The sequence below is a fragment of the Vibrio lamellibrachiae genome (genome assembly GCF_050337265.1).
GTDB lineage: Bacteria > Pseudomonadota > Gammaproteobacteria > Enterobacterales > Vibrionaceae > Vibrio > Vibrio kyushuensis.
Genome location: NZ_JAKJSU010000007.1, coordinates 376033 through 397301 on the forward strand (window position 1 = coordinate 376033; position 21269 = coordinate 397301).

A 21269-nucleotide genomic window follows, 5' to 3' on the forward strand; every position below is an offset into this window, starting at 1 on the left:
ATGCAATCTATCCTATCTCGTTACTCATCAATACTGGCAGTGCTCTTACTGCTTTTCGTTAGCTCATACAGCTTTGCTGCAAACAATCCAGCAGGTGCTTCTGCCAGTGTCAGTAAAAACAGAGTCGCTAAAAGTGAAGTCTTCCAACTTAGGATCGTTGTTAATCAAAAAGTATCACAAGATGACATTGACCTAAGCGTCCTTGAGAAAGACTTTTTCATGAGCCGCCCTAGTTTTGGTACATCGATTAACATCATCAATGGTGATCGCAATAATCGTAGCGAATGGAACGTATCATTAGCGGCTCAAAAATTAGGAACCCTTACAATTCCCAGTTTCACTGTGGCAGGTGTAAAAACGCAACCCATCAGCATTAATGTCCGTATGGATGAAAACCAACCCAAAGCTTCAGATTTGGTTGAGTTACGATCTCGGTTATCAACAACATCGCTCTATCCAAAAGAGAGCGCTATATTGGATTTTCGTCTTATCATCAAAGCAGATCCAAGACGCTTGCAGAACGCCCAAATTGTCCAACCGATCATCGAAGGGATGAGCATTGATCTCGAAGGAGAACCTAACCAATATCAAACGATTAAAGATGGTGTTGAAGTGACTATCGTTGATCAAAAGTATCGTATCGATGCTCTGCAAAGTGGAGAATTCACACTCACCGCTCCTGCGTTTACTGGCACTGTTATTTATGGTGACAATCGATATGGAACAACAAGTATGATCACCGCAGACACAGCGGCTGAGCAGTTTAAACTTACGGTTCATCCTAAACCTGCAAACTACTCCGGTACTTGGCTTCCAACCAAGAACTTGGCCTTCAATCAGCAGTGGTTAAATCAAGACGGTCAGCCTATCAGCGATGCAAATTCACATAACATGCAAGTGGGCGATGCACTCACTCGCATTGTTACGTTGCAGATCGAAGGTTTAAATCCAAATCAATTCCCAAACCTTGCCATTAACTACCCTAGCGCGTTTAGAGTCTATGATGAGAAGCCGCAATTTTCTCAAAGCAATAATGGCGACACCATCATGACATTGAAGCAAGTTCTGATACCTCAGCAAGTCGGTGAACAGACACTTTCTGAAGTGAGTATTAACTGGTGGGATAGCCGTAATAAACAACAGCAAACTTCGTTATTGAAAGGGCTAGATGTCGTTATTGATGAAGCAACTGGATTGAACAACACTCAAATCATTTCTCCTATCGCGACGCCTACGCAACCCGTCAGTGTCGTCTATGACCGAGGTATTTGGCCGTACTTAACAGCCCTATTTGCAGCGCTATGGTTAATATCGACGGTGTACATTGTACGCTCTAGGCACGCTTTGAAAAATAGAGTGCATGATAATAGCACCGAGCACAAAGAGGACAGCTCTACTCTCACAAAGCTTAAAGCAGCACTCAAACAGCAAGATGTTATTAAGAGTCAGCTCTACCTTTCAAAGTGGCAAACCGAACACGCCCCTCTTTCGGAACAAGAAGAGAAGCTAATTCAGCAATACAATGAGAAGCTTGGATCGAAATACAATACAACCAGCGGGGCTACTCCTTCAAAAACCGATGATAAGGAGCTTTTAAAATTGATGAAAAACGTAGAAAAAAGAAAGCCATCAACTGATGACATTCTAAACAAGCTGTAATCTTCAGCCACAAACCTTATTCAAATAGTGATTTATTGGTATGTTCGGCCGTTATGCTTTAACCAACCGTGAGCATGGCGGCCGTTCGGGTCTCGGTGAGTCCAATGGATGACACCACCTTTGTTATTCCATTCATACTCGCCAAAGAACTTAACCGTATCACCGCGCCTTAGATTTTTTATTTTCGGCGCTAGATCGATATTATGGGCAACCAAAATCGTTTGCCCGCTATTCAATTTCAAAATGAATTTTTGGTGTCGTGACCCTTCGTTATCATCTGGCAATAATCGAATGACATCACCACTACCCTGAACCTGTAAATCACTTTGATTTGTCTCGTAAGCTTTCGCTAATAGTGCATCATCTCCTTTCGTTGGAAATGTAATAAGCAAAAGAATCATAGATAACGCTACGAATATCCTTTTCATACTTGTCCTTACCAATCTGGTTTTGAAGCACTCACGCTACTTACAGAGTTCTAGCCACTCCGCTCTAGTCATTCTATACAAACAATGGCGCTCAAGTTCATGCCCGTCAGGTAGCTTGGGGTGGTTAAAGTCAGAATTCACGTTTGTCATTCCAACTTTAGACATAACCCGTTGTGATGGTTCATTAGTAAGCGTTGTAAAAGCATACACTGAAGCTTCATTTAACATTTCAAATGCATACTCCAATGCTCGCCGTGCCGCCTCTGGGGCATAACCTTTACCCCAATGCTCCGACGATAATCGCCAACCAATCTCAACAAAGGGTGCGTTTGGTATTCCGCTGTTTTCATCTTGACTATGTAAGCCGACAAACCCAATAAATTCACCTGAAGACTTCAATTCAACTGCCCAAAAACCCCAGCCTCTTTCAGTAATTAAACCTCGTATCCGATCAGCTTGATCATCACTCTCCTGCTTGGAAAGTGTTGATGGGAAGTACTTCATGACACGTGAATCCGCATTTAATTGTGCATAATGTTGAAAGTCCTCTTCGTGCCACTGACGAAGAATCAATCGTTCAGTTTCCATATCACTCCCTAATTACCGGTCAAATTATGCCTTACTAGCAAGCTACAAATTTAGCTCATAACACTGCTCTGTAAGATCTACGCCCCATAATAAGTGCGTACGCTCTTGGGTCAGTTCAAATCCATGATTCAAATATAGATGCCTAGCGGAATCTAGCCCCTTTGCTGTCCACAGCACGATTTTAGTGTATTCACTCTCTCGACAAAACTGCAGCGCTAAGCCTATCAATTCACGGCCAAGTCCTTTTCCTTGCGCTCTTGGTTGTACCATAAACCACCGCAGCTGTGCTCGCTCTTGAGTAAGCTCGCAAATGCATATTATTCCGACAATACCTTGCTCGTCTTCCACGATCCAAATCTTCTCTCGAGAGCTATCTCTTAAGCTAAATTGAGCAAGAGGCTCTGCAACATACGCTTCAAAAGTATGATCATAGCCATCTCGAGCTGAATAGAATTCACTGTGCATCAGTATTATTCGGCCTAGGTCCGTTGGCTTTAGCTGATTCCTAATAATCATTCATCTGTACTCTTGAAAACGTGTTTTTTTATCCTACATGGCCCACTAGTAATTTTCAGCATCTTTATCCAATTCATTGAATAATATAGCCTCATTTTCGATCGCTCTTCTTCGTCCATAAAAAATGCCAATCAAATACATTGATTGGCATAGCGGTATCTAAATCACGTTAATCTACGCTGGTGTTTGCTGATCCATCGTCCCTACGACGCAGTTTCGACCCTTTTCCTTGGCTTGATATAATGCTTTGTCTGACTCGCCATAGAGAATGTCAAAATTGAACCTATCAGAATCAAACTCCTTCACGGTATAACCAATCGAAACCGTTAACATTTCTTGAGTTGGGCTGGGTATATGACCAATGCTTTCAGCTTCAATATCTGCTCGAATTTTCTCTGCCAAATCGCATACGTTTTTCTCACTTTTATTCGAAACCAACAGAACAAACTCCTCTCCCCCAATTCGACAGAAAACCTCATCTTCCAATTGAGTATGACGTTTTAATATATTGCCGACCCTCATTAGAGCGATATCACCTTCAAGGTGACCGTAGTGATTGTTGAAAAGACCGAAGTGATCAATATCGAGCAAGATCAATCCATAAAGAGTCTTTGCCCTTTTTTCCGAGATGCATTTACTCTCTAACAAATGCTCTAACATTCGACGGTTACCCAACCGTGTTAAAGGGTCCATTTTTGAAAGAAGATCTAGTTTTTCATTGGCCTCTTCTAGCTGTTTTGTACGGCTTTTGACTTGCTGTTCAAGGCTATCATTAAGCTCATGTATTGCTTGCTGAGCGCGAGTTCTAAGTAATACCTCTGTGAGGTTTGAAGCAAACATTTTGACCACTTCACGAAGCTGTGAGGTTAATGGCGTACGTTTTAGTAAGTTATCTGCTGCTATGAAGGCGATTGGTTCGCCACTATTGCTTGTCAGCATGGTCATCGCAGTCCAACCAAAGCCGACAATATTAAAGTCATGATAGATAGGAACCGATTCTTCAAAGACCACTTCGTTAGGGCTTGCTTGAGCTAGATTGACGATGGAGCGGTCTTGAGTCTCTGAGCGATAGTAAGACTCATCTACGATGTTTCCTTGTATATCAGTTCCCCACGTTCCTTGCATATAACTGCAATTGGCATCGGTTAGAAACACCGCTAACCTATCAATACCCAATCGATTAATGGCAAACATGACTGCAGATTTACACACTTCACTGGTCTTCATACAACGTGATAGTTCGACCATGCTGGCGTGAAGCATACGAACGTTTTGTTCTTGGCGTTTACGAATATAGATTTGAGATAGGTGCGAACCAAACGCCTCTAGAGCCTGTTTTTGATAAGTGGTGATGGGCATGCGATTAATATAATTATCGATGGCAATCCAACCAATCGTCTCTGTCCCATCACGTAGTACAAGCATGCCATTCCAACCCTGCCCTACTACTTTCCCTGCGGTGTATAATGGCGCATCTTGAACCAACACAACCGTACGATCCTCATCAAAAAGAACTTCAATATACTCATCTTCTAGCTGATGAAGATCATATTGAGTATGGTGCTCACTGACGGTTTCACCGATTTCATTAGTACCGTAAGTACCACTAAAACAACGCTTCTTCATATCAAGAAGCATAAATACAGCACGGTCAAAACCCAGATCATTTCTGACGGCTTCAACGGAAAATTTGTAAAGTTCGTCTAAGGTTTCTGGCGTCGACATGTTCATTGCGACTTTCTGAACCAGTTTCATGTTGTCGATGAAAGTTTCACGTTGTTTAAGTTCATCAATGTATTTGGCTTCTTTAATATCGCGCAGTTTAAACTCTTGTGAAGCGTCACGCTCTGCACGAAGACATTGCCAACGAGACGCAAGTATTACGAGACAATCAAACTGACTTTGATGATCAAGACCTGTAAATACTGAACTATCGACACCCTCTACCACAATATAGGTGCGTGTCGAGGGATGACTATCCAACATAAAGATATAAGATTCACCGCCCATCAGCGTGACAGGGTCCCAGTTGCATGTATTGATGGCTAAAGGTAGGAAACTATCGGAGGTATCAAACTGTGCTGCCCAAGCCCAGAAACTGCTTGGGTATTGCGAAAAATCAAGGCCTTGATTGTGTGAATGCAACGCTTCTGCCTGTTTCCCTGGTACGGGTTCGTTAACGATGGTCATTGCTTGGGGCTGAAGAATATCATCTAAATATGTGAATAGAATATGTGCCAGATAACGGTGGTTTCTCGCCGACGAAATCTGTTTTAACTGCGCTCTCTGGAACATAATCTAAGCCTTATTTTTTTATTTATGCTCCTATTTTCTCGATGTACAACTATGCAATCAATCCAGCATAACCTTCAATGTTAAGTCAGCCGCAAAACATCAAAATCAACTTATACATTCATGAGACAAACGACATTTATATGATCCTGTTTCCAATGTTTTCATCAGCCCTATTTGCATTTCCAATTATTTTGAGAACTAAATAAAATCAGCGAATAGAAAAGCCTAGAAATGAGCCAGTTTAAGAAGGTGTTTTTGGTTATAATCTCAGCACAATGTTAATCATCGATGGTCATAATGCCTCTCTATCTTTCTAGGGTTTCACTATTCATTAGCTTATTACTTCTAAGCACAGCGTCTTTGTGTTTTGCGAATCCAATAAGCGAGCTTAACGTTGAGAACAGCATTGATTTAGTTAAAGTCGATAAATCTAAGAGACGTATGTATCTAATAAAGCATGACGTTATTGTGCATGAATTTCGTATTGCACTGGGTGCAAGGCCAAAAGGACACAAACTTTGGGAAGGCGACCAAAGAACACCTGAAGGAACTTACCTACTCGATTTTGTTATTGATGAGTCGGCTTTTTATCGCTCTATCCACATAGATTACCCAAACCAATCGGACATGGACTGGGCTCAGCATAAGGGTATAGATCCTGGTGGTGATATTAAAATCCATGGATTGAAAAATGGTGATCAACGTAAGCCAGAGTACATTCAAAGCTTTGATTGGACCAATGGCTGCATTGCTATTACTAATGACGAAATGGATATATTGCTAAGCATAGTCAAAGCAGGCACACCAATACTAATTGAGTGGTGAAAGAAAGGCTGCCTAGAGTGGCAGCCATTCTACGTGGTCTAAATAGAACAATGATTAACTGTTATTTACGTAAAGCGTTGAGCTTTGCCTGAGCAATACCATAAACGGTGTCAATCGGGTAACTCCCTTCATCACTCGCCGTACCAGCGACTTTGCCTGTAAATATCTCAATCGCTTCGGTGACATGATCGATGGCCCAGATATGGAATTCACCTTTATCGACCGCTTTCACGATGTCAGGCCTTAGCATCAAGTTATGCATATTTGAACGTGGAATAATGACCCCTTGTTCATTCGTTCGCCCTTTAATTTTACAGACATCAAAGAACCCTTCGATTTTCTCGTTAACGCCGCCGATAGGCTGAGATTCACCAAACTGGTTCATCGAGCCTGTGATTGCGATATCTTGTCGGTTAGGTTGCTTTGAAAACGCTGAAACGACGGCACAAAACTCAGCCATACTCGCACTGTCTCCATCAACACCACCATACGATTGTTCAAACGTAATGTTGGTCGTTAAGGGGACTTTGGCCGTTTTACCAAAAACAGAAGATAGATAAGCGGTTAATATCATCACACCCTTAGAGTGAATGCTGCCACCAAGATCGACACTTCTTTCAATATCAATGACTTCCCCTTCGCCATACGCGGTCGTTGCTGTGATTCGATTTGGCGCGCCAAACATATGATCACTGGTGCTCAGTACAGATAACGCATTGACCTGCCCTACAGCTACACCATCAGTACGAATCAACGTTGTCCCGTTAATGAAGCTTTCCATGACGCCATCTTGAAGACGACTAACCCGCATGACTTGGTTACTTAGCGCTTCTTCTACATGGCTTGCACGAATCATATTTGAATTCGCTTGACGCGAAACATAGTTAGACTCTCGAATAAGATTGGCAATACTCGCAGAGTGAAGAGACAACTTAGTTTGATCACCCGCCAATCTTGAACTGTGTTCTATGATTCTTGCAATCGCTTTTCGATCACAGTGGAGTAAGTTGTTGTCATGAATGATACTTGAAATAAACCGAGCGTAATGAAGCTCTGCATCTTCCGTTCTTGTCATTTCGTCTTCAAAATCTGCTGTCACCCGAAACAGTTCGCTAAACTCCGGATCGTAATGCTGCAGCAGTTGGTAGGTTCGATGATCACCAAACAGAATGATTTTAACATCCAATGGAATAGGTTCAGGATCAAGAGAGACAGCACCAGTGAGGGTGACCTCTTTTTCCAGCGACGTTAAGCTCAACTGTCTGGCGCGTAGCGCACGTTTAAGGCCATCCCACACATAAGATTGCTCTAGAACCTTTTGCGCATCCATTAGTAGCACGCCGCCATTGGCTTTGTGCAAACTTCCCGGTCTGATCAATGAAAAGTCGGTAAACACTGTGCCTTTAAATGTCGCGGTTTCAATATAACCAAACAACGAGTGGTAATTAGGATTCTCTTCAACAACGATTGGAAAGTCATCATCATTGCGACTAACAAGAACGTTTACTTTGTATCGTCTAGGGAGCTTTTTATCCAAAGATGCAGTTGCAATTTCACCCTGTTCCATCGCTTCATCTAAGAATATGTCTGCATTCTCAACGATATCTTTTTGTAACTCAGTTAAATACGATTTGATCATCGAATAACTGCTGTAATCGTGTTTTAGCTGTTTAATGAAGTGGGTAATGACATCTAATGTTACGTCATCGTTCAGCTTCTTAATCTTTTCGCTGTACGATTCTTCCCATTCCGTTAACTGACGAACCATCGAGCGTAACTCAATTTCAAGTTCATCAATCGCATCTCCAAAGTCATCCTGTTCTTTCTGGCTCAACTCTTCGAATGACTCTTCGCTGTGAAGCTCTTCGCCATCCATTGCAACAAACTGATAATCACCTTGAGTGGTCAGCGTAAGGCTAATCCCTTTTTCTTTCGCCCTAGCGCCTATTTTATCAAGTTCTATCTGCTGCTTATCAGCCAGTTGATTCTTTAATTTTTCAGCTCTTGAAATGTACATTTCATTGTCAAAGGCAAGAGGCATTGCATTGACCAGTTTGGTCATTAGCTTTTCAATATCTTGCTTTAGCTTAGCGCCAACACCAGATGGCAACTTAAGTACCTTTGGCGTACGAATATCTTCAAAGTTAGCAACGTAACACCAATCAAACATGGCATCTGCATCGTGCTTATGACGATTTAGATAACGCAGAATCATTGTGCGTTTACCTAGCCCATTTTGCCCAATTGCGTAGATGTTATAACCTTTCTCCTTTATGGACATGGCAAACTCTACCGCTTTTTGTGCTCTCTTTTGACCAACGATCTCATCAATGGGAGCCAGTTCTTTGGTCGATTTACAAGGCAACTGCTCTAATAAAGCCGTGTTATAGAGTTGCTCAGAGTTCAATCTTTGAATCGCCATCACTACCTCCTTGGTTGTTATTATTCTGCTATCAAATTCAGTTTAGATGCATTTAATTGAATTTTTAGTGACTTACGCCCAAATCAGGTTCAACTGAACAAATATCCATCAATCTCAGGCAATTAGGTCATCAATAAAGAAAAGTTGGAGCGGAAATTTCCACCTTAACCCCCTTGCAATTGGTAATGAATATCATTTACACTAAATCAAGAGCAATTAAAAAGGGAACGGGATGGACATTCAACACTGCTGGCGAGCCTATCAAAAAGCGGAATTGCTATTAGCCCAAGGACATTGGCCAGAAGCGTATCATTTGTTTGAAAACGTACTTCACTACATGCCGTCCCACATTAATGCCTCTATTTATCAAGATAATATGGAACCATGTCAATTTGTCGCTCTTATTTCTACTCTTCGAGATTCTGCCATTGCGCAATCTAAAGTCTTAACGAAGATGGGCCGACAGCAATGTGCATTTCATGTTCTCAACCAATGCTATTGCCAGTTGCAGTTCATTTCTATTGAGGAGTGCCCTTTGGTCATTAAAACACTCAGCATTATTAATAAATATGGTGAGGACTTGGTATCGCACATCAGTCAATTTTGTGCATCGCAACGTAATGCAAAGTGGATGATAGAACTCGATACATTACAAAGATCGCATCACTATTTTAGTCAGATTAAAATGGCTTCAGGCAAACAGACCATTAGTCAGTCTATTAATTAATATGCAAGATTGAACATATACTCCTACACTTAGAAAGTGTTACCGATTTTCGGTTTGGCCGCCGGAGTAAAAACGCCGCAAGGATGCGGCGTTTTTTTCTTTAATCGCTGCTATTACAAACCACTTAACTGCCCCCTCACCCAGCATGATCCAAAAGATCTTTTTTCGATCTATTTACAATGTAAACTGCTGTGTTCCTGTGCTCTGATGTCTAATTACGAGACTTGTATTTCGGTTATAGAGAAATGCCACGGAGCGTTAGAAATCTGTACACTCCTAGTTTCCGCAGTTAAAATGCAACTCTATGAAATAGCTGTCCATTATTTATCTATAAATGACTCAACTCTAAGATGACGCAATCAATGAATAAGCCCTCAAAGCTAACTCCTTTCTCTACAGATGTAGATCACTTAGAACTGCCTACACGCTTTACCTTTCCATATTATTATTCACCTCACCCGCTTGCTTTGGCAGCAATTGAGGAGCTTCAACAGTACTTAGAAACACAAAATGACTGGCAACATGATTTCTCATGCGAAGGGAAAATGTTTGCAGTTCTAGTCGTACAAACAGAACAAGGCGAGCTTGGCTATTTATCATCATTTGCTGGTTATTTATCTAATGCCAAAACCGCCGCAAGTACTCCAGATTCTTTTGTTAATAACATTTGTCATCAGACGAATTTAAACTCTGAGATATCACTCAAAGAAGCCGAGATAAAAGATAAAAAATGCCACATCAAAACCTTAGAAAACAAGAAAGAATTCAAAGAGTTAAAGTTAAGACTACTAACATCCAATAAGCAGGCCGATGTTGAAATTAGTCGTTTTCAAGCCCAAATAACACAAGACAAAGAAAATCGAAAACAGCTACGGAATCAAGCAGAATCAAAGCTAGCCTCTAATTTAATTTCAGAAATTGAACGCCAGGAACTAAATCAGCGAATTAAAGATCTTGGTAATCAATCTAGTCATGAAAAAAGAGCCTTTAAGTCACTAAAACAGAAATGGAAGCAAACAGTTAGCGACATCTCAGACCAAGTCGATACACATTTAGCAGTGATCAGTGCTCAGAAGTTTGCTTGTGACCTTTTATCTAAATCTCTAGAAACCCATAAACAGAAGTCTTGTCGATTCTTAAATCAGCTCGGTCAGTCAAAAAGCTTACATAACCTATTTAATTCACAAGACTCTGATAAAGCACAAACACCTATAGCGCAGTCGAGCGAAGAGAACTTACCTAAGCTATTACAATCAGCGTTTCAATTTGGTTATACACCTTTAGCGCTCGGCGAATTTTGGTGGGGCGCATCACCATACGATCAAATCCGTCAGCATAAAAACCTCTACCCTGTTTGCCAAAGTAAGTGCTTTGAGATCATTGAGTACATGCTACAAGGAATAGATACAGATAAAAGTCCGCTTGAGGAAACCCCTTCATTAGATAAAGAATTAGAGTTTGTATATGAAGACGATGTTCTTGTTGTCGTGAATAAGCCCGCTGAATTCCTATCGGTCTCAGGTAAATACATCAGTGATTCTGTTCTTGCACGCATTCAAAAGCGTTATCCAAACGCGACAGGTCCTTTGCTGGTACATCGTCTAGACATGTCGACATCTGGCCTACTTGTTTTCACCTTGACCGCTGAGACGAATAAACATGTCCAACGACAGTTTATTGAACGCACTGTTGAGAAGCGTTACACCGCCTTGCTTGAAGGGAATGTTGAACATGAGGTAGGAGTGATAAAACTCCCTCTACAAGGGGATATGGAAGATAGACCAAGGCAAATGGTCCACCATAAAAACGGGCGCTCAGCAGAAACTCGCTATCAGGTGATCTCAACAGAAAATAGCCGCACCAGAGTGCATTTATACCCTAAAACAGGCCGAACCCATCAGCTAAGGGTTCACTGTGCTCATCAAGCAGGTTTAAACACGCCAATTGTTGGCGATGATTTGTATGGTTTTAAAGACGATCGATTGCATTTACACGCTGGCTATTTGAAACTCCTCCACCCAGTGACCAATCAAGAATTAGAGTTTGAAGTGCCTGCTGAGTTTTGATTAGCTATATGGCTATAAATCTGAGCAAATCAACGTGTATAAGTGCCAAGAGTGGCGTTGTGAGAAGAAGTTTCATCATACTTAATGAGACTTCTTCTGATTACTTTGTTCGTTACTTGTCTTCTTCTAGGACAAGCAATGTTGAAATACCATCAACTCATTACCAGCGAATCGCATACACTTCTATTGCGGGGTAAAACTCTCTGTCGCGGAGTTATTTACATCACGCAGCATATAAATACCAAGCAAAACAAACCATGCAATTTGTCCTAACCCAAATATTGCACCTAAGTCAGTGAAGGCGGGAATGATAGTTAATAGACCCGCACAACCAACGACTAAACCAACGTAATTCACTGCTTTAGTTAATGCTGAATGCCTCATCGCAACCCAACTAATTAGTAAAACCCAAATACCTCCAACAACTTCTACACCACCACCAATCGCATCTTGTAATATTCCTAACACTTCCCATATATAGAGAGCTTGCTTAGGGTCAACTTCAAGTATTTGAGCTACATTACCTAGGCCAATGCTCGCGATCATCCCACTAGAAATAACCATGCCTGACCAGATAAATGCTAGCACAGAGGCAATATTAACCGTAGAAGGTGAATGCGATTTCAACTGCTCATGTAACGCAGTTGCGAGAACCACGAGGACAATTCCAAAAACCACATATATAAACAAGTACCACAATTGCAGTATTAAAAGATTTTCCACCTCAAAAGTTAATCTCTCAATGCGTGACATCGTCGCCGCGTCTTCCGGAGACAAGAAGGTTATTAGCACAGCAAAACCTACAATGTAGGCCAATGCTTCGATTAACGCGGCTATTCCGCCTAATTTTTGAAGTTTCACTTGTTGCTCCTAAACGTATCTAAAAAAGAAACTAGCACTTTGTAGCACATTTCCGTCTATTAGTTAGTCACATCGTGGAAGCTAGAAATCAGGAAATCAAGCGAAGTAAGCAAGTTATGAGGGTTTGGTGACCGAATTACATATCACTACTTAGGTCGAGGTATCGCGTCTACTCCTTACAAACTAGTTTATAGGCCAAAATTTCTTTCATCCGCCTTTCGCAATAGATCATTTTTTTAGCTCCACACAACCGCAATTAACTTAGTAACGGTCTTCGATAGCAAACAACCATAATTAGAAGACAGGGAATTAATACGACCAAGCTGTAATGGAAATAGAACGCATACGCTACCGATGTGCATGCAAACACACTCGGAACAATCCGTTTATGGAATGTCGTTAACCGAACCGCCATATATAGACCAAGCGCAGAGTTCAGGCCTAACCAAGCTAAAGAAATCCACCCACTAAAAGAAAATTGAGTAAAGAACGGGACACGTATTAAAGCATGCCCGTGAATGGCTGATGCCATATCCATTGCTAAGTATATGCTTACTCCGATACACAACCCTGCCACGATGGGCTTAGTCACATTTAACTTGATGAGCAATAGCATTGTAGGAATAAGCATACTGTGTGTGATAATTGATCGATGGCTTGATATGCCTATCCATTCTAAACTTAACTTTGGTATATGTAGACCTAGATAAGTAAAAAGCAAAAATATAGGAATAAGAAGAAAGTGACTCATAGAAGCATCCGACTAGATTATGAATAAGATAGCGTTGGTATTGTATAGAAAACTACAATGTGGAACATTTATAGTTGAAGTTAACATTTTAATGTCAAAATCAGATAAATAATTAGTTTCTCTCAGATCGTACAGATACCTAACGTCAAGGTTCAATGGTGACTTAAGTCTAATGTTCAATCCTACACTCATTAATCGAAAAATATCTAGTAGAATAATTTAATGATGAAATAAAAAGAACCGCAACAAAGCGGCTCTTTATTATTAATAAATTAACATTATTTACATCTTATAACATAAACATTAAATTACACTAACGTAACAGTGTCGTAGTTATTAACTTGTTATCATTTTTACTTCGGTGGCGTACCTTCAGCATTGGAAATAATAGCATCGATTTGTAACATCGCATTCATCGGTATATCAGACACACCGATAACTGTTCTCGCTGGTAGTTCATTATTAAAATACGTCGTGTAAGTATCATTTACAGCACCAATATCTGTGATATCTCTAAGCTGAATATTTATTTTTACTGTGTCATCCATAACATGACCAACACTTTCCACAATCGCTTTAATATTTTCTAAACATTGTCTAGTTTGTTCATTTATTCCACCTTCGACAAGTTCATTAGTGGCTGGTTTTACCGGCAACTGAGCGGCGATGTGATTGTAATGGGAAAAAGCGACAGTTTGTGTGTGTAAAGGATTAATTGGGGCGTTATCTGTATTATTCGCTCGGATAACAATACCGTGTCTATCTTCAACCTCTTGAGGTGGTGTCCCATCACCATGTGAAACAACAGCGTCAATTTGCACTAACGCATTCATCGGAAGATCTGACACGACAGCCGTGGTTCGAGCAGGCATATAGCCTACTGTTCTAGCAATAGCTGAATCAGGGAAGAATGTAGTATAAGCTTTGTTTACAGCTTCAATATCAGTAAGATCTTTAACGTAAACATTAAGTTTAACGATATCATCAAACGGAACGTCAATACTTTCCAAAATTGCTTTGGTATTTGTTAAGCACTGTTTCGTTTGCTTCTCGATTCCACCTTCTACAATCGCATTGGTTTTTGGGTCGATAGGCAGTTGAGCAGAAATATTGTTATAGTGAGAGAAGGCAACTGAGTGTGTTGACATTGCATTCAACGGTGCATTTTCTGTATTTTTTGATAGTTTAATTAAGTCACAAGGCGCTTGTGGTGCCGTGCCTTCGCCATTCGAAATCAATGCATCAATTTGGACTAATGCGTCGCTCATAGGCAATGCAGCGACCGCCACGATTGTTCGCGTAGGTAAGTGATTTTGGAAGAATGATGCGTATACTTCCTCAACCGTATCTATGTCTGAGAGACTCTTAAGGAAGACATTGATTTTGACCACATCGTCCATAACATGATCGACACTTTCGACAATTGCTTTAATATTGGTTAAGCACTGATCTATCTGCTTTTTTACCCCACCAACAACGATTTGGCCACTTTTCGGGTCTATAGGAAGTTGGGCCGAAATATTATTATAATGAGAAAATGCAACTGACTGTGTAGAGAGCAAGCATATTGGCGCATTCTCTGTATTTCTTGAGTTCTTAATTATAACGCTACTCATATCGACACTATCCTTTTATATTGTATAGAAATACGAACTAATTAAAGAGCATATTATATTTTAAAGAATGATTAAATCATCGTCATGATAAGTTAATTATTTTCTATCAAGTGTGATGCGCATCGTAATATCATTTCACTAAAGAAACCCAAAGATCAGGATAAATAGTCATATTGAGATTAATTATCCAACCTTTTCGGTAAATCAAAGCTTAATTTGGTACTTAATTTACAATTAATTCTTTTATAGTGAATATAATCCCAACGAATAATATTGATACATAGACTAATTTATCTCTATATTGATACTCGCTTCACAATATTCTAGCGTAAAGTCTCTATGCAGCGATATTGACTCGCTATTTATGCTGATTTGAGTGCATAAATTATTTATATAGATAAGAAAAGAGTGCCTATGAAGGGCACTCTTGGTGTGTAACTGTTGTTTGTAAGCTAGATTACAGGTTATCTAGTCGGATATGACTATTTTTAAGATCATCCTGAGTCATGCCAGTGCCATTGTTTAGTTCGTTGAAATGGCGCAACAATTCCGTAATACCTTCGATTGACGCTAATAGATCACCGGTATGCGCCGATTCAGATGAAGTATGCATATTACGAATAGGGTAACCAATAGTAATAGCTGCACTATCAACCCCAGCAAGGGCTGCTGCCATCCCATCGGTTCCCATATCACGACCAGAAAAATCGAGTTGATAAGGGATATCCTTCTCTCGGCATACGTTTTCTAGCGTTTGAACTAAAAACTCAGAAGCAACTGAACCGCGACCAATCGTAAAGCCGTTACCCATCTTCAAAGGGTTCATGTTACGGCTTCCAATTCCAGGGGCCGCTTCATAATCGTGATTAACGTCAGTTGCAATCAGAACATCAGGCTTTAGCTCACCGACCAACTGTGTTGAACCAAAACGGCCAATCTCTTCATGGGTTGCAATGGTATACAATACACGAACATTTTCTAAATTTTCATTGGCTAAGGTGCGAGCAATTTCAGTCACAGAGAAACAACCTAAACCATTATCAAGATAGGCACCATAAAACGTATCTGCCGCTACGCCACGCTTAATTGGGCGGTCAAGTAAAATAGGATCACCCGGACGTAAGCCAAGAGCTTCAACTTGGGCTTTACGGTCATCACCATGCATGTGTAGTTCTAGATAAATAGATTCAGGTTTGATGCCCTCTTTACCCGTTCGCTGTGCAGGACTGGAGAAATGAATGGCACCTAACGCTTCAACCGTACAGCCATCAATGACCTTATACGATCCGACTTTATTTGGGTCTTGGCAAAAGACTTTAACTTCATGCCCAATCAAAGTGGTTGGTAAAAAAGAGTCCGTGTTGATCCACACTTTTCCATCGCTATCGATTTTACGTACTTGCATGCGAATTTTATCCGCATGTCCAACAATCATTACGCTGGTAAGATCGTCACGACCCGGGTGAGAATCAAATACTAGACTTGCGTTGGCTTTAAACTGGTGGATACCCCAGCTTTTTGGCATGAAAGATTCGAACTCAGGCTTTATGACTCCGTAGCTCATCGCCGCTTCAAATCCGATTGGTGAAGGCGATGCCAATACCGTTGACATAAACTCAAATTGTTCTTGAGGCATTGGTGAATTCCAAACCTGATCTAGCTGGCTACTACTGCTTTCTGTGCTCATTGGCTACTCTACTATCCATTTTCAACTTCTACTGAGCTAATGACTGCGCCCAATAACTTCAGCCCGTTATCATAGGGTAATTTGTGTTACAACAATTTGATATGAAACCGTTAATTCAATCATCGTGTGAATTTATTGTGGCGTAATAAGCGTTGAATTGATCCTATTAGATTAGAACCAACCAAAATAAAAAGAGCCGCATAATGCAGCTCTTTTTGAGTTTAAACGTCATGTATTAGTTACTAGTTTTCAATATAATCGACCACTTCCAAACCAAATCCAGAAAGAGCGTGGTACTTTTTGCTAGCCGATGAAAGTAGGTTCATCTTCCTTACTCCCAAGTCAGCTAAGATCTGAGAACCAACTCCAACTTGACGAGAAGTGTGCAGCTTCTTCTTCGGTGAAGTGCTTTGGCCGTTATCTAGCGCTTCAAAATATTTCACACGATTGATGATCGAATCGCTCTTCTCTTCATGACCTAGAATCACTAGCACTCCGTTATCACTGGCGATTTTTTCCATCGCAGATTGAAGTGACCATGAGGGCGATTGCTCACGTTGAGAATGCAAAATATCAGTGAAAGTATCTTGCAAGTGAACACGGACATTCGTTGGACCTGTTGAAACATCACCTTTTTGCAGAGCATAGTGTATTTGGTTATCCACCGTATCGCGATAGGTCACCATGTTAAACTCACCAAATTCAGTCGGTAGCTTACACTGCGCAATACGTTCAATCGTTGTTTCAGTATTGTTTCTATACTCGATAAGATCAGCAATCGTACCCAGTTTAATTCCATGCTTTTCAGCAAAGACTTCCAATTGTGGACGACGCGCCATTGTGCCATCTTCATTTAGAATCTCTACGATGACCGAAGCCGGTTCAAACCCTGCAAGGCGGGCCAAATCACAACCCGCTTCCGTATGTCCTGCGCGTACTAACACCCCGCCATCTTTTGCTGCTAATGGAAATATATGTCCCGGCTGCACCAAATCTAATGGCGTCGCTTGCTTTGCGACGGCTGCTTGAACTGTCACGGCGCGATCTTCCGCTGATATACCAGTAGTGACACCTTCTGCGGCTTCAATTGAAACCGTAAACGCTGTTGCCCAGGGTTCTGTTGGGTTTTGTACCATAGGAAAAAGTTGCAGATCGTTACAACGTTGCTTGGTCATGGTCAAACAAATCAGTCCGCGACCGTGTGTTGCCATAAAGTTGATATCTTGCGCAGTGACATGTTCCGCTGCCATCATGATATCGCCTTCATTTTCACGATCTTCATCGTCCATCAAGATAACCATCTTACCTTGTCGGTAATCTTCAATAACTTCTTTAATATTGCTAATTGCCATGATTCTTTTACCTATTCTTTTCGGTGGCTAAAGCCCACACACCGTCTTATTGAACCGTGATTAGTACTCTTTAAACGGGCGATTAAGAGCCTTCAGCCAGTTGTTCGATGAATGCGATACTTTGAGTGAGAACCGCTGAAATGTCTTGAATGCTTTCTGGTGAACGACCACGGATCGGAAATGAATCTTTACGGCGATACATGCGAAGTGGCTTCTCTATACTAAAAGAAATGTCTCGTTGATTAAGTGACGAAACTATCCCGTTGAAGTTAACAATGCCCTCTCCCAGCGCTGGAAAAGTAAACTTATCATCATGAACTTGCACATCTTTCACATGAAAGTGCTGACAAAATGGCATCGCGATTTTCGCTTCTTCACTTGGGCTTAAATTGGGAACGAGCGACACGGAATTACCCGGATCAAAATTGAGTGCCAAGGCTGGGTGTGCGACTTCAGACAAAATACGGATACCATCATCAGCACTCGCAAATGCGTTGAAATTATGGTCTCCACCATTTTCAATACAGATAACGCAACCATGGACTTCTGCATAAGGCGCTAGCACCTTCAAATTGTTCACGATTGTTTGGCGCTCAGCAATTGGGCCTGTACACGTGTTTAGATACTTCACCCCCAACTTTTGCGCAAAACGAATACGCATTTTGAACTCTTCAAGTGCGTCTGGTGAAGCCAGGTTCATCGTGCAACCAAGGGCGTCTGAGTGTAAGCCTTCTTTTTCCATCAGTGCGTAGAGATATTGCGCGTGATTGGCTGAAAACATATCACTGTCAAGCTGGCCGACGTAGCCCTGATTGAATGCAAACTCGACCTTGTTAACACCCAATGATTTAATAATTTTTAGAGACGTTTTTAATTCGTGACCGTCAAATATAGCGGTATTGATCGCCAATCTATCTAAAATACTCATCGCTAAAATCCTTAATAAGCGGTATCTATCTCGAAATACTCTGATATGTAAACAATTGAAATACAAATTGGTATCGAATAAAAAAAGCCAATCACACTCTGTTTTCACAGGTCGTGTGATTGGCGACAGGACTAACTGTTAAATTTACTATTCGCTATTTCAAGTAACTGCACATAACCCGATGCGTTCCAAGCGGTTCGACCGACGAACACACCATCAATGTTGGGTTGGTCTAGCAGGTTAGATGCATTATCTAAGTTCACGCTTCCGCCATACAAAAGCGTGATAGCATCTGCCAAATCAGCACCATACAATTCTCTGAGTTCACGTCGAATCGCAAAATGCATCGATTCGGCTTCTTGGGAGGTGGCTGGAATGCCATTTTCTCCAATCGCCCAGATCGGCTCATAAGCGATGATGACTTGAGGCACTTGATGGTCAGGCACTTCGTATAGCGCTATCTTAACCTGCTTTAACACCGCTTCACGAGAGACGCCCCAACGCTTCTCTTTTCCACTGTCACCCACACACACTAAAGGCGTTAAACTGTGCCTTAATGCAGAATGAACCTTTAGATTGACAGTTTCATCGGTTTCGCCGAATTGGGCTCTACGTTCTGAGTGACCAATCTCAACAATACTCGCCCCACAATCTTTGAGCATGAGTGGTGATATTTCTCCGGTGAAAGCCCCCTCATCTTGCCAGCACATGTTCTGTGCCCCCACTTTCATGACACTGGCATCTAAAGCACTACTCACCGCAGAGATATACGGGAATGGTGGAATAACAAATGGTTGAAGTTGGGGATGAAGCTTGTTTACTCTCGGTAAAACTGCGCTTGCCCAAGCCTGCGCAGATTCACTGTCTTTATTCATCTTCCAACTGGTGCCTACCCAGAGTTTTTTCATGCGGCTACCTGCTCAGTCGCAAATTCACACATAAATTCAAGGATAAACGCCATGGATACCGCACCTGGATCTGGGTGACCTAATGAACGCTCACCCAATGTTTTCGCTTTACCTGTCGTTGCAATCATATCCTTAGTTGCTTCAACGCCTTGGTGCGCGGCTTTAACGATGGCAGGCAATGTATCGCTAAGATCACCAGTGTGCTTCTCAGACTCTTTAACCGCTGCAACAAGTGCATCAATCATGGTCTTGTCACCCGGTTTGGCACCACCACGCTCATAAACAGCGTGCAGACCTGCTGCTAAGAAAGTCGCCAATGTAGGTGTGTCTAGAACCGTAGCGCCTTTAATCGCCTTTGCACCAGAACGAAACAGCGTACCGAAGATAGCGCCTGAAGCACCGCCCATCGTAGCCATCATGGTTGAGCCTATTTTCAACAATAATTTACTTACGTCTTGCGGCTCATAATCACTTTCCAATAACTCGGCTACGGCCTTGAAACCACGCTCCATGCCAATGCCGTGATCGCCATCGCCAATTGTTTGGTCAAATTTGGTTAATACCGGCTCACTTGCCACCATTTTATGGGCTACATGAGTCATCATATTTTTTGCTGTTAATGCGTCCATTTCTATTTCCTTAATGCAAGTGATTCACACGGTAAGTCGTACAATTCTTTTAGCTCGTCATCAAGCTTGAGAAGCGTTAATGAGTAACCAGACATCTCTTGAGAGGTGCAGTAATTTCCGACAAGAGTGTCGTGAATTTTTATGCCTTTCTCAGCCAGTAATTTGTGAGCTTGACGCGTCGCTATTAGCAGTTCCATATACGTTGAAGCGCCAAGGTTATTCACCAGCAAACACACTTCATCGTTCGTTTGATACGGTAAATCTAGACACAATTGCTCCACCAACTTCTCTACAACTGCATCAGCCGATTGCATTTTCTCTCTGGATACGCCCGGCTCGCCATGAAGACCCATGCCGATTTCAAGTTCGTCATCAGGCAGCTCAAAGTTGAAGGTATTAGTTTGAGGTACAGACCCAGCAGAAAGGGCAACACCCATTGAGCGAGTGTAATCACGTGCTCGCTCTGTCACCTCGACGATTTTGTCGAAGTCGTCGTATTTTTCTGAAGCAGCTCCCGCAATTTTAAGAACATATAGGTCGCCTGCTGTACCGCGTCGCTCTTGAATCTTCTCGATAGGCGCAGAAGCAACATCATCCCAAACACGAATGGTGTGCGTTTTGATATCGTCATCATCGGCAAGCTCAGCCGCAATGTCGAAGTTCATGTTATCGCCAGCGTAGTTACCGTAGATATAGATAACGCCTTTATCGTTATTGACCGCTTCAGTCGTTTGTAAAATAACGTTCGGGGGCGGCGCAGCAAATATATCGCCTAACGCTGCAGCATCAGCCAAACCTTTACCGACATAACCTGCGAACAATGGTTCGTGACCACTGCCACCGCCCGTTAATATCGCTACCTTGTTACTTGGGTAATCAGTACGAATGGCAGCAGTAATGCCCGGTAGACCTTCCAGTTTTCCGCTCATTGCCGCTAGCATGCCTTCAAATTGCTCTTTCGCGACATTCATTGGATCATTAATTAACTTCTTAGGCTTTCTCATTGGGTTC

Annotated in this window: 18 protein-coding genes; 4 read left to right on the top strand and 14 right to left on the bottom strand. The window is 41.7% G+C overall.

Annotation, left to right across the window (positions count from 1 at the left end; all coding sequences use genetic code 11):
• A complete protein-coding gene (locus tag L4C54_RS13060) occupies nt 1–1659 on the top strand; it encodes a BatD family protein (protein WP_428808540.1) in 1659 nt (552 codons plus the stop codon).
• 32 nt (nt 1660–1691) lie between these two features.
• Here L4C54_RS13060 and L4C54_RS13065 read toward each other — a convergent pair whose 3' ends face one another.
• The 4 genes from L4C54_RS13065 to L4C54_RS13080 all read right to left on the bottom strand — a co-directional run bounded on the left by L4C54_RS13065 (nt 1692) and on the right by L4C54_RS13080 (nt 5486).
• Entirely contained in the window at nt 1692–2060 is a 369-nt protein-coding gene (locus tag L4C54_RS13065) for a DUF3465 domain-containing protein (RefSeq protein WP_428808584.1), read from the bottom strand.
• Between the two features lie 63 nt (nt 2061–2123).
• The gene (locus tag L4C54_RS13070; protein ID WP_428808541.1) at nt 2124–2675 is read right to left on the bottom strand and encodes a GNAT family N-acetyltransferase; all 552 of its coding nucleotides are present in this window, start codon (nt 2673–2675) and stop codon (nt 2124–2126) included.
• 42 nt (nt 2676–2717) lie between these two features.
• Nucleotides 2718–3191 carry a GNAT family N-acetyltransferase gene (locus L4C54_RS13075; protein ID WP_428808542.1) on the bottom strand — a complete coding sequence of 158 codons (474 nt, stop codon included), beginning with the start codon at nt 3189–3191 and terminating at the stop codon, nt 2718–2720.
• A gap of 174 nt (nt 3192–3365) precedes the next feature.
• On the bottom strand, nt 3366–5486 hold the full coding sequence (locus L4C54_RS13080; protein WP_428808543.1) for a diguanylate cyclase domain-containing protein: 2121 nt from the start codon (nt 5484–5486) through the stop codon (nt 3366–3368).
• A gap of 297 nt (nt 5487–5783) precedes the next feature.
• Between L4C54_RS13080 and L4C54_RS13085 the strand changes: the two genes are divergently transcribed.
• Complete coding sequence (locus L4C54_RS13085; protein ID WP_428808544.1) at nt 5784–6311, top strand: L,D-transpeptidase family protein; 528 nt, start codon at nt 5784–5786, stop codon at nt 6309–6311.
• A gap of 61 nt (nt 6312–6372) precedes the next feature.
• Here the strand turns inward: L4C54_RS13085 and L4C54_RS13090 are convergent, their stop codons facing one another.
• Nucleotides 6373–8733, bottom strand: a complete 2361-nt coding sequence (locus L4C54_RS13090; protein ID WP_428800549.1) for a Lon protease family protein — start codon at nt 8731–8733, stop codon at nt 6373–6375.
• Nucleotides 8734–8965: 232 nt separating this feature from the next.
• On the opposite strand from L4C54_RS13090, the gene L4C54_RS13095 reads away from it, so the two are divergent.
• Both L4C54_RS13095 and L4C54_RS13100 read left to right on the top strand, forming a co-directional pair.
• The gene (locus L4C54_RS13095) at nt 8966–9460 is read left to right on the top strand and encodes a hypothetical protein (RefSeq protein WP_428808545.1); all 495 of its coding nucleotides are present in this window, start codon (nt 8966–8968) and stop codon (nt 9458–9460) included.
• Nucleotides 9461–9810: 350 nt separating this feature from the next.
• On the top strand, nt 9811–11526 hold the full coding sequence (locus L4C54_RS13100) for an RluA family pseudouridine synthase (protein ID WP_428808546.1): 1716 nt from the start codon (nt 9811–9813) through the stop codon (nt 11524–11526).
• Between the two features lie 183 nt (nt 11527–11709).
• Here L4C54_RS13100 and L4C54_RS13105 read toward each other — a convergent pair whose 3' ends face one another.
• The 9 genes from L4C54_RS13105 to L4C54_RS13145 form a co-directional block, all read right to left on the bottom strand.
• The gene (locus tag L4C54_RS13105; RefSeq protein WP_428808547.1) at nt 11710–12387 is read right to left on the bottom strand and encodes a hypothetical protein; all 678 of its coding nucleotides are present in this window, start codon (nt 12385–12387) and stop codon (nt 11710–11712) included.
• 256 nt (nt 12388–12643) lie between these two features.
• Nucleotides 12644–13138, bottom strand: a complete 495-nt coding sequence (locus L4C54_RS13110; protein WP_428808548.1) for a hypothetical protein — start codon at nt 13136–13138, stop codon at nt 12644–12646.
• Between the two features lie 353 nt (nt 13139–13491).
• Complete coding sequence (locus tag L4C54_RS13115; RefSeq protein ID WP_428808549.1) at nt 13492–14754, bottom strand: Rid family hydrolase; 1263 nt, start codon at nt 14752–14754, stop codon at nt 13492–13494.
• Between the two features lie 457 nt (nt 14755–15211).
• Nucleotides 15212–16441 (bottom strand): M20/M25/M40 family metallo-hydrolase, encoded by a 1230-nt coding sequence (locus L4C54_RS13120; protein WP_428808550.1) that lies wholly within the window; start codon nt 16439–16441, stop codon nt 15212–15214.
• 242 nt (nt 16442–16683) lie between these two features.
• On the bottom strand, nt 16684–17793 hold the full coding sequence (gene ribBA, locus L4C54_RS13125) for a bifunctional 3,4-dihydroxy-2-butanone-4-phosphate synthase/GTP cyclohydrolase II (RefSeq protein ID WP_428808551.1): 1110 nt from the start codon (nt 17791–17793) through the stop codon (nt 16684–16686).
• 82 nt (nt 17794–17875) lie between these two features.
• Nucleotides 17876–18721 carry a sugar phosphate isomerase/epimerase family protein gene (locus L4C54_RS13130; protein WP_428808552.1) on the bottom strand — a complete coding sequence of 282 codons (846 nt, stop codon included), beginning with the start codon at nt 18719–18721 and terminating at the stop codon, nt 17876–17878.
• A gap of 131 nt (nt 18722–18852) precedes the next feature.
• A complete protein-coding gene (locus L4C54_RS13135; protein WP_428808553.1) occupies nt 18853–19629 on the bottom strand; it encodes a triose-phosphate isomerase in 777 nt (258 codons plus the stop codon).
• Nucleotides 19626–20258, bottom strand: a complete 633-nt coding sequence (gene dhaL / locus L4C54_RS13140; RefSeq protein WP_428800559.1) for a dihydroxyacetone kinase subunit DhaL — start codon at nt 20256–20258, stop codon at nt 19626–19628. The genes L4C54_RS13135 and dhaL overlap by 4 nt, the downstream gene beginning before the upstream one ends.
• 2 nt (nt 20259–20260) lie before the next feature.
• Complete coding sequence (locus L4C54_RS13145) at nt 20261–21262, bottom strand: dihydroxyacetone kinase subunit DhaK (RefSeq protein WP_428808554.1); 1002 nt, start codon at nt 21260–21262, stop codon at nt 20261–20263.
• Nucleotides 21263–21269: the final 7 nt, after the last annotated feature.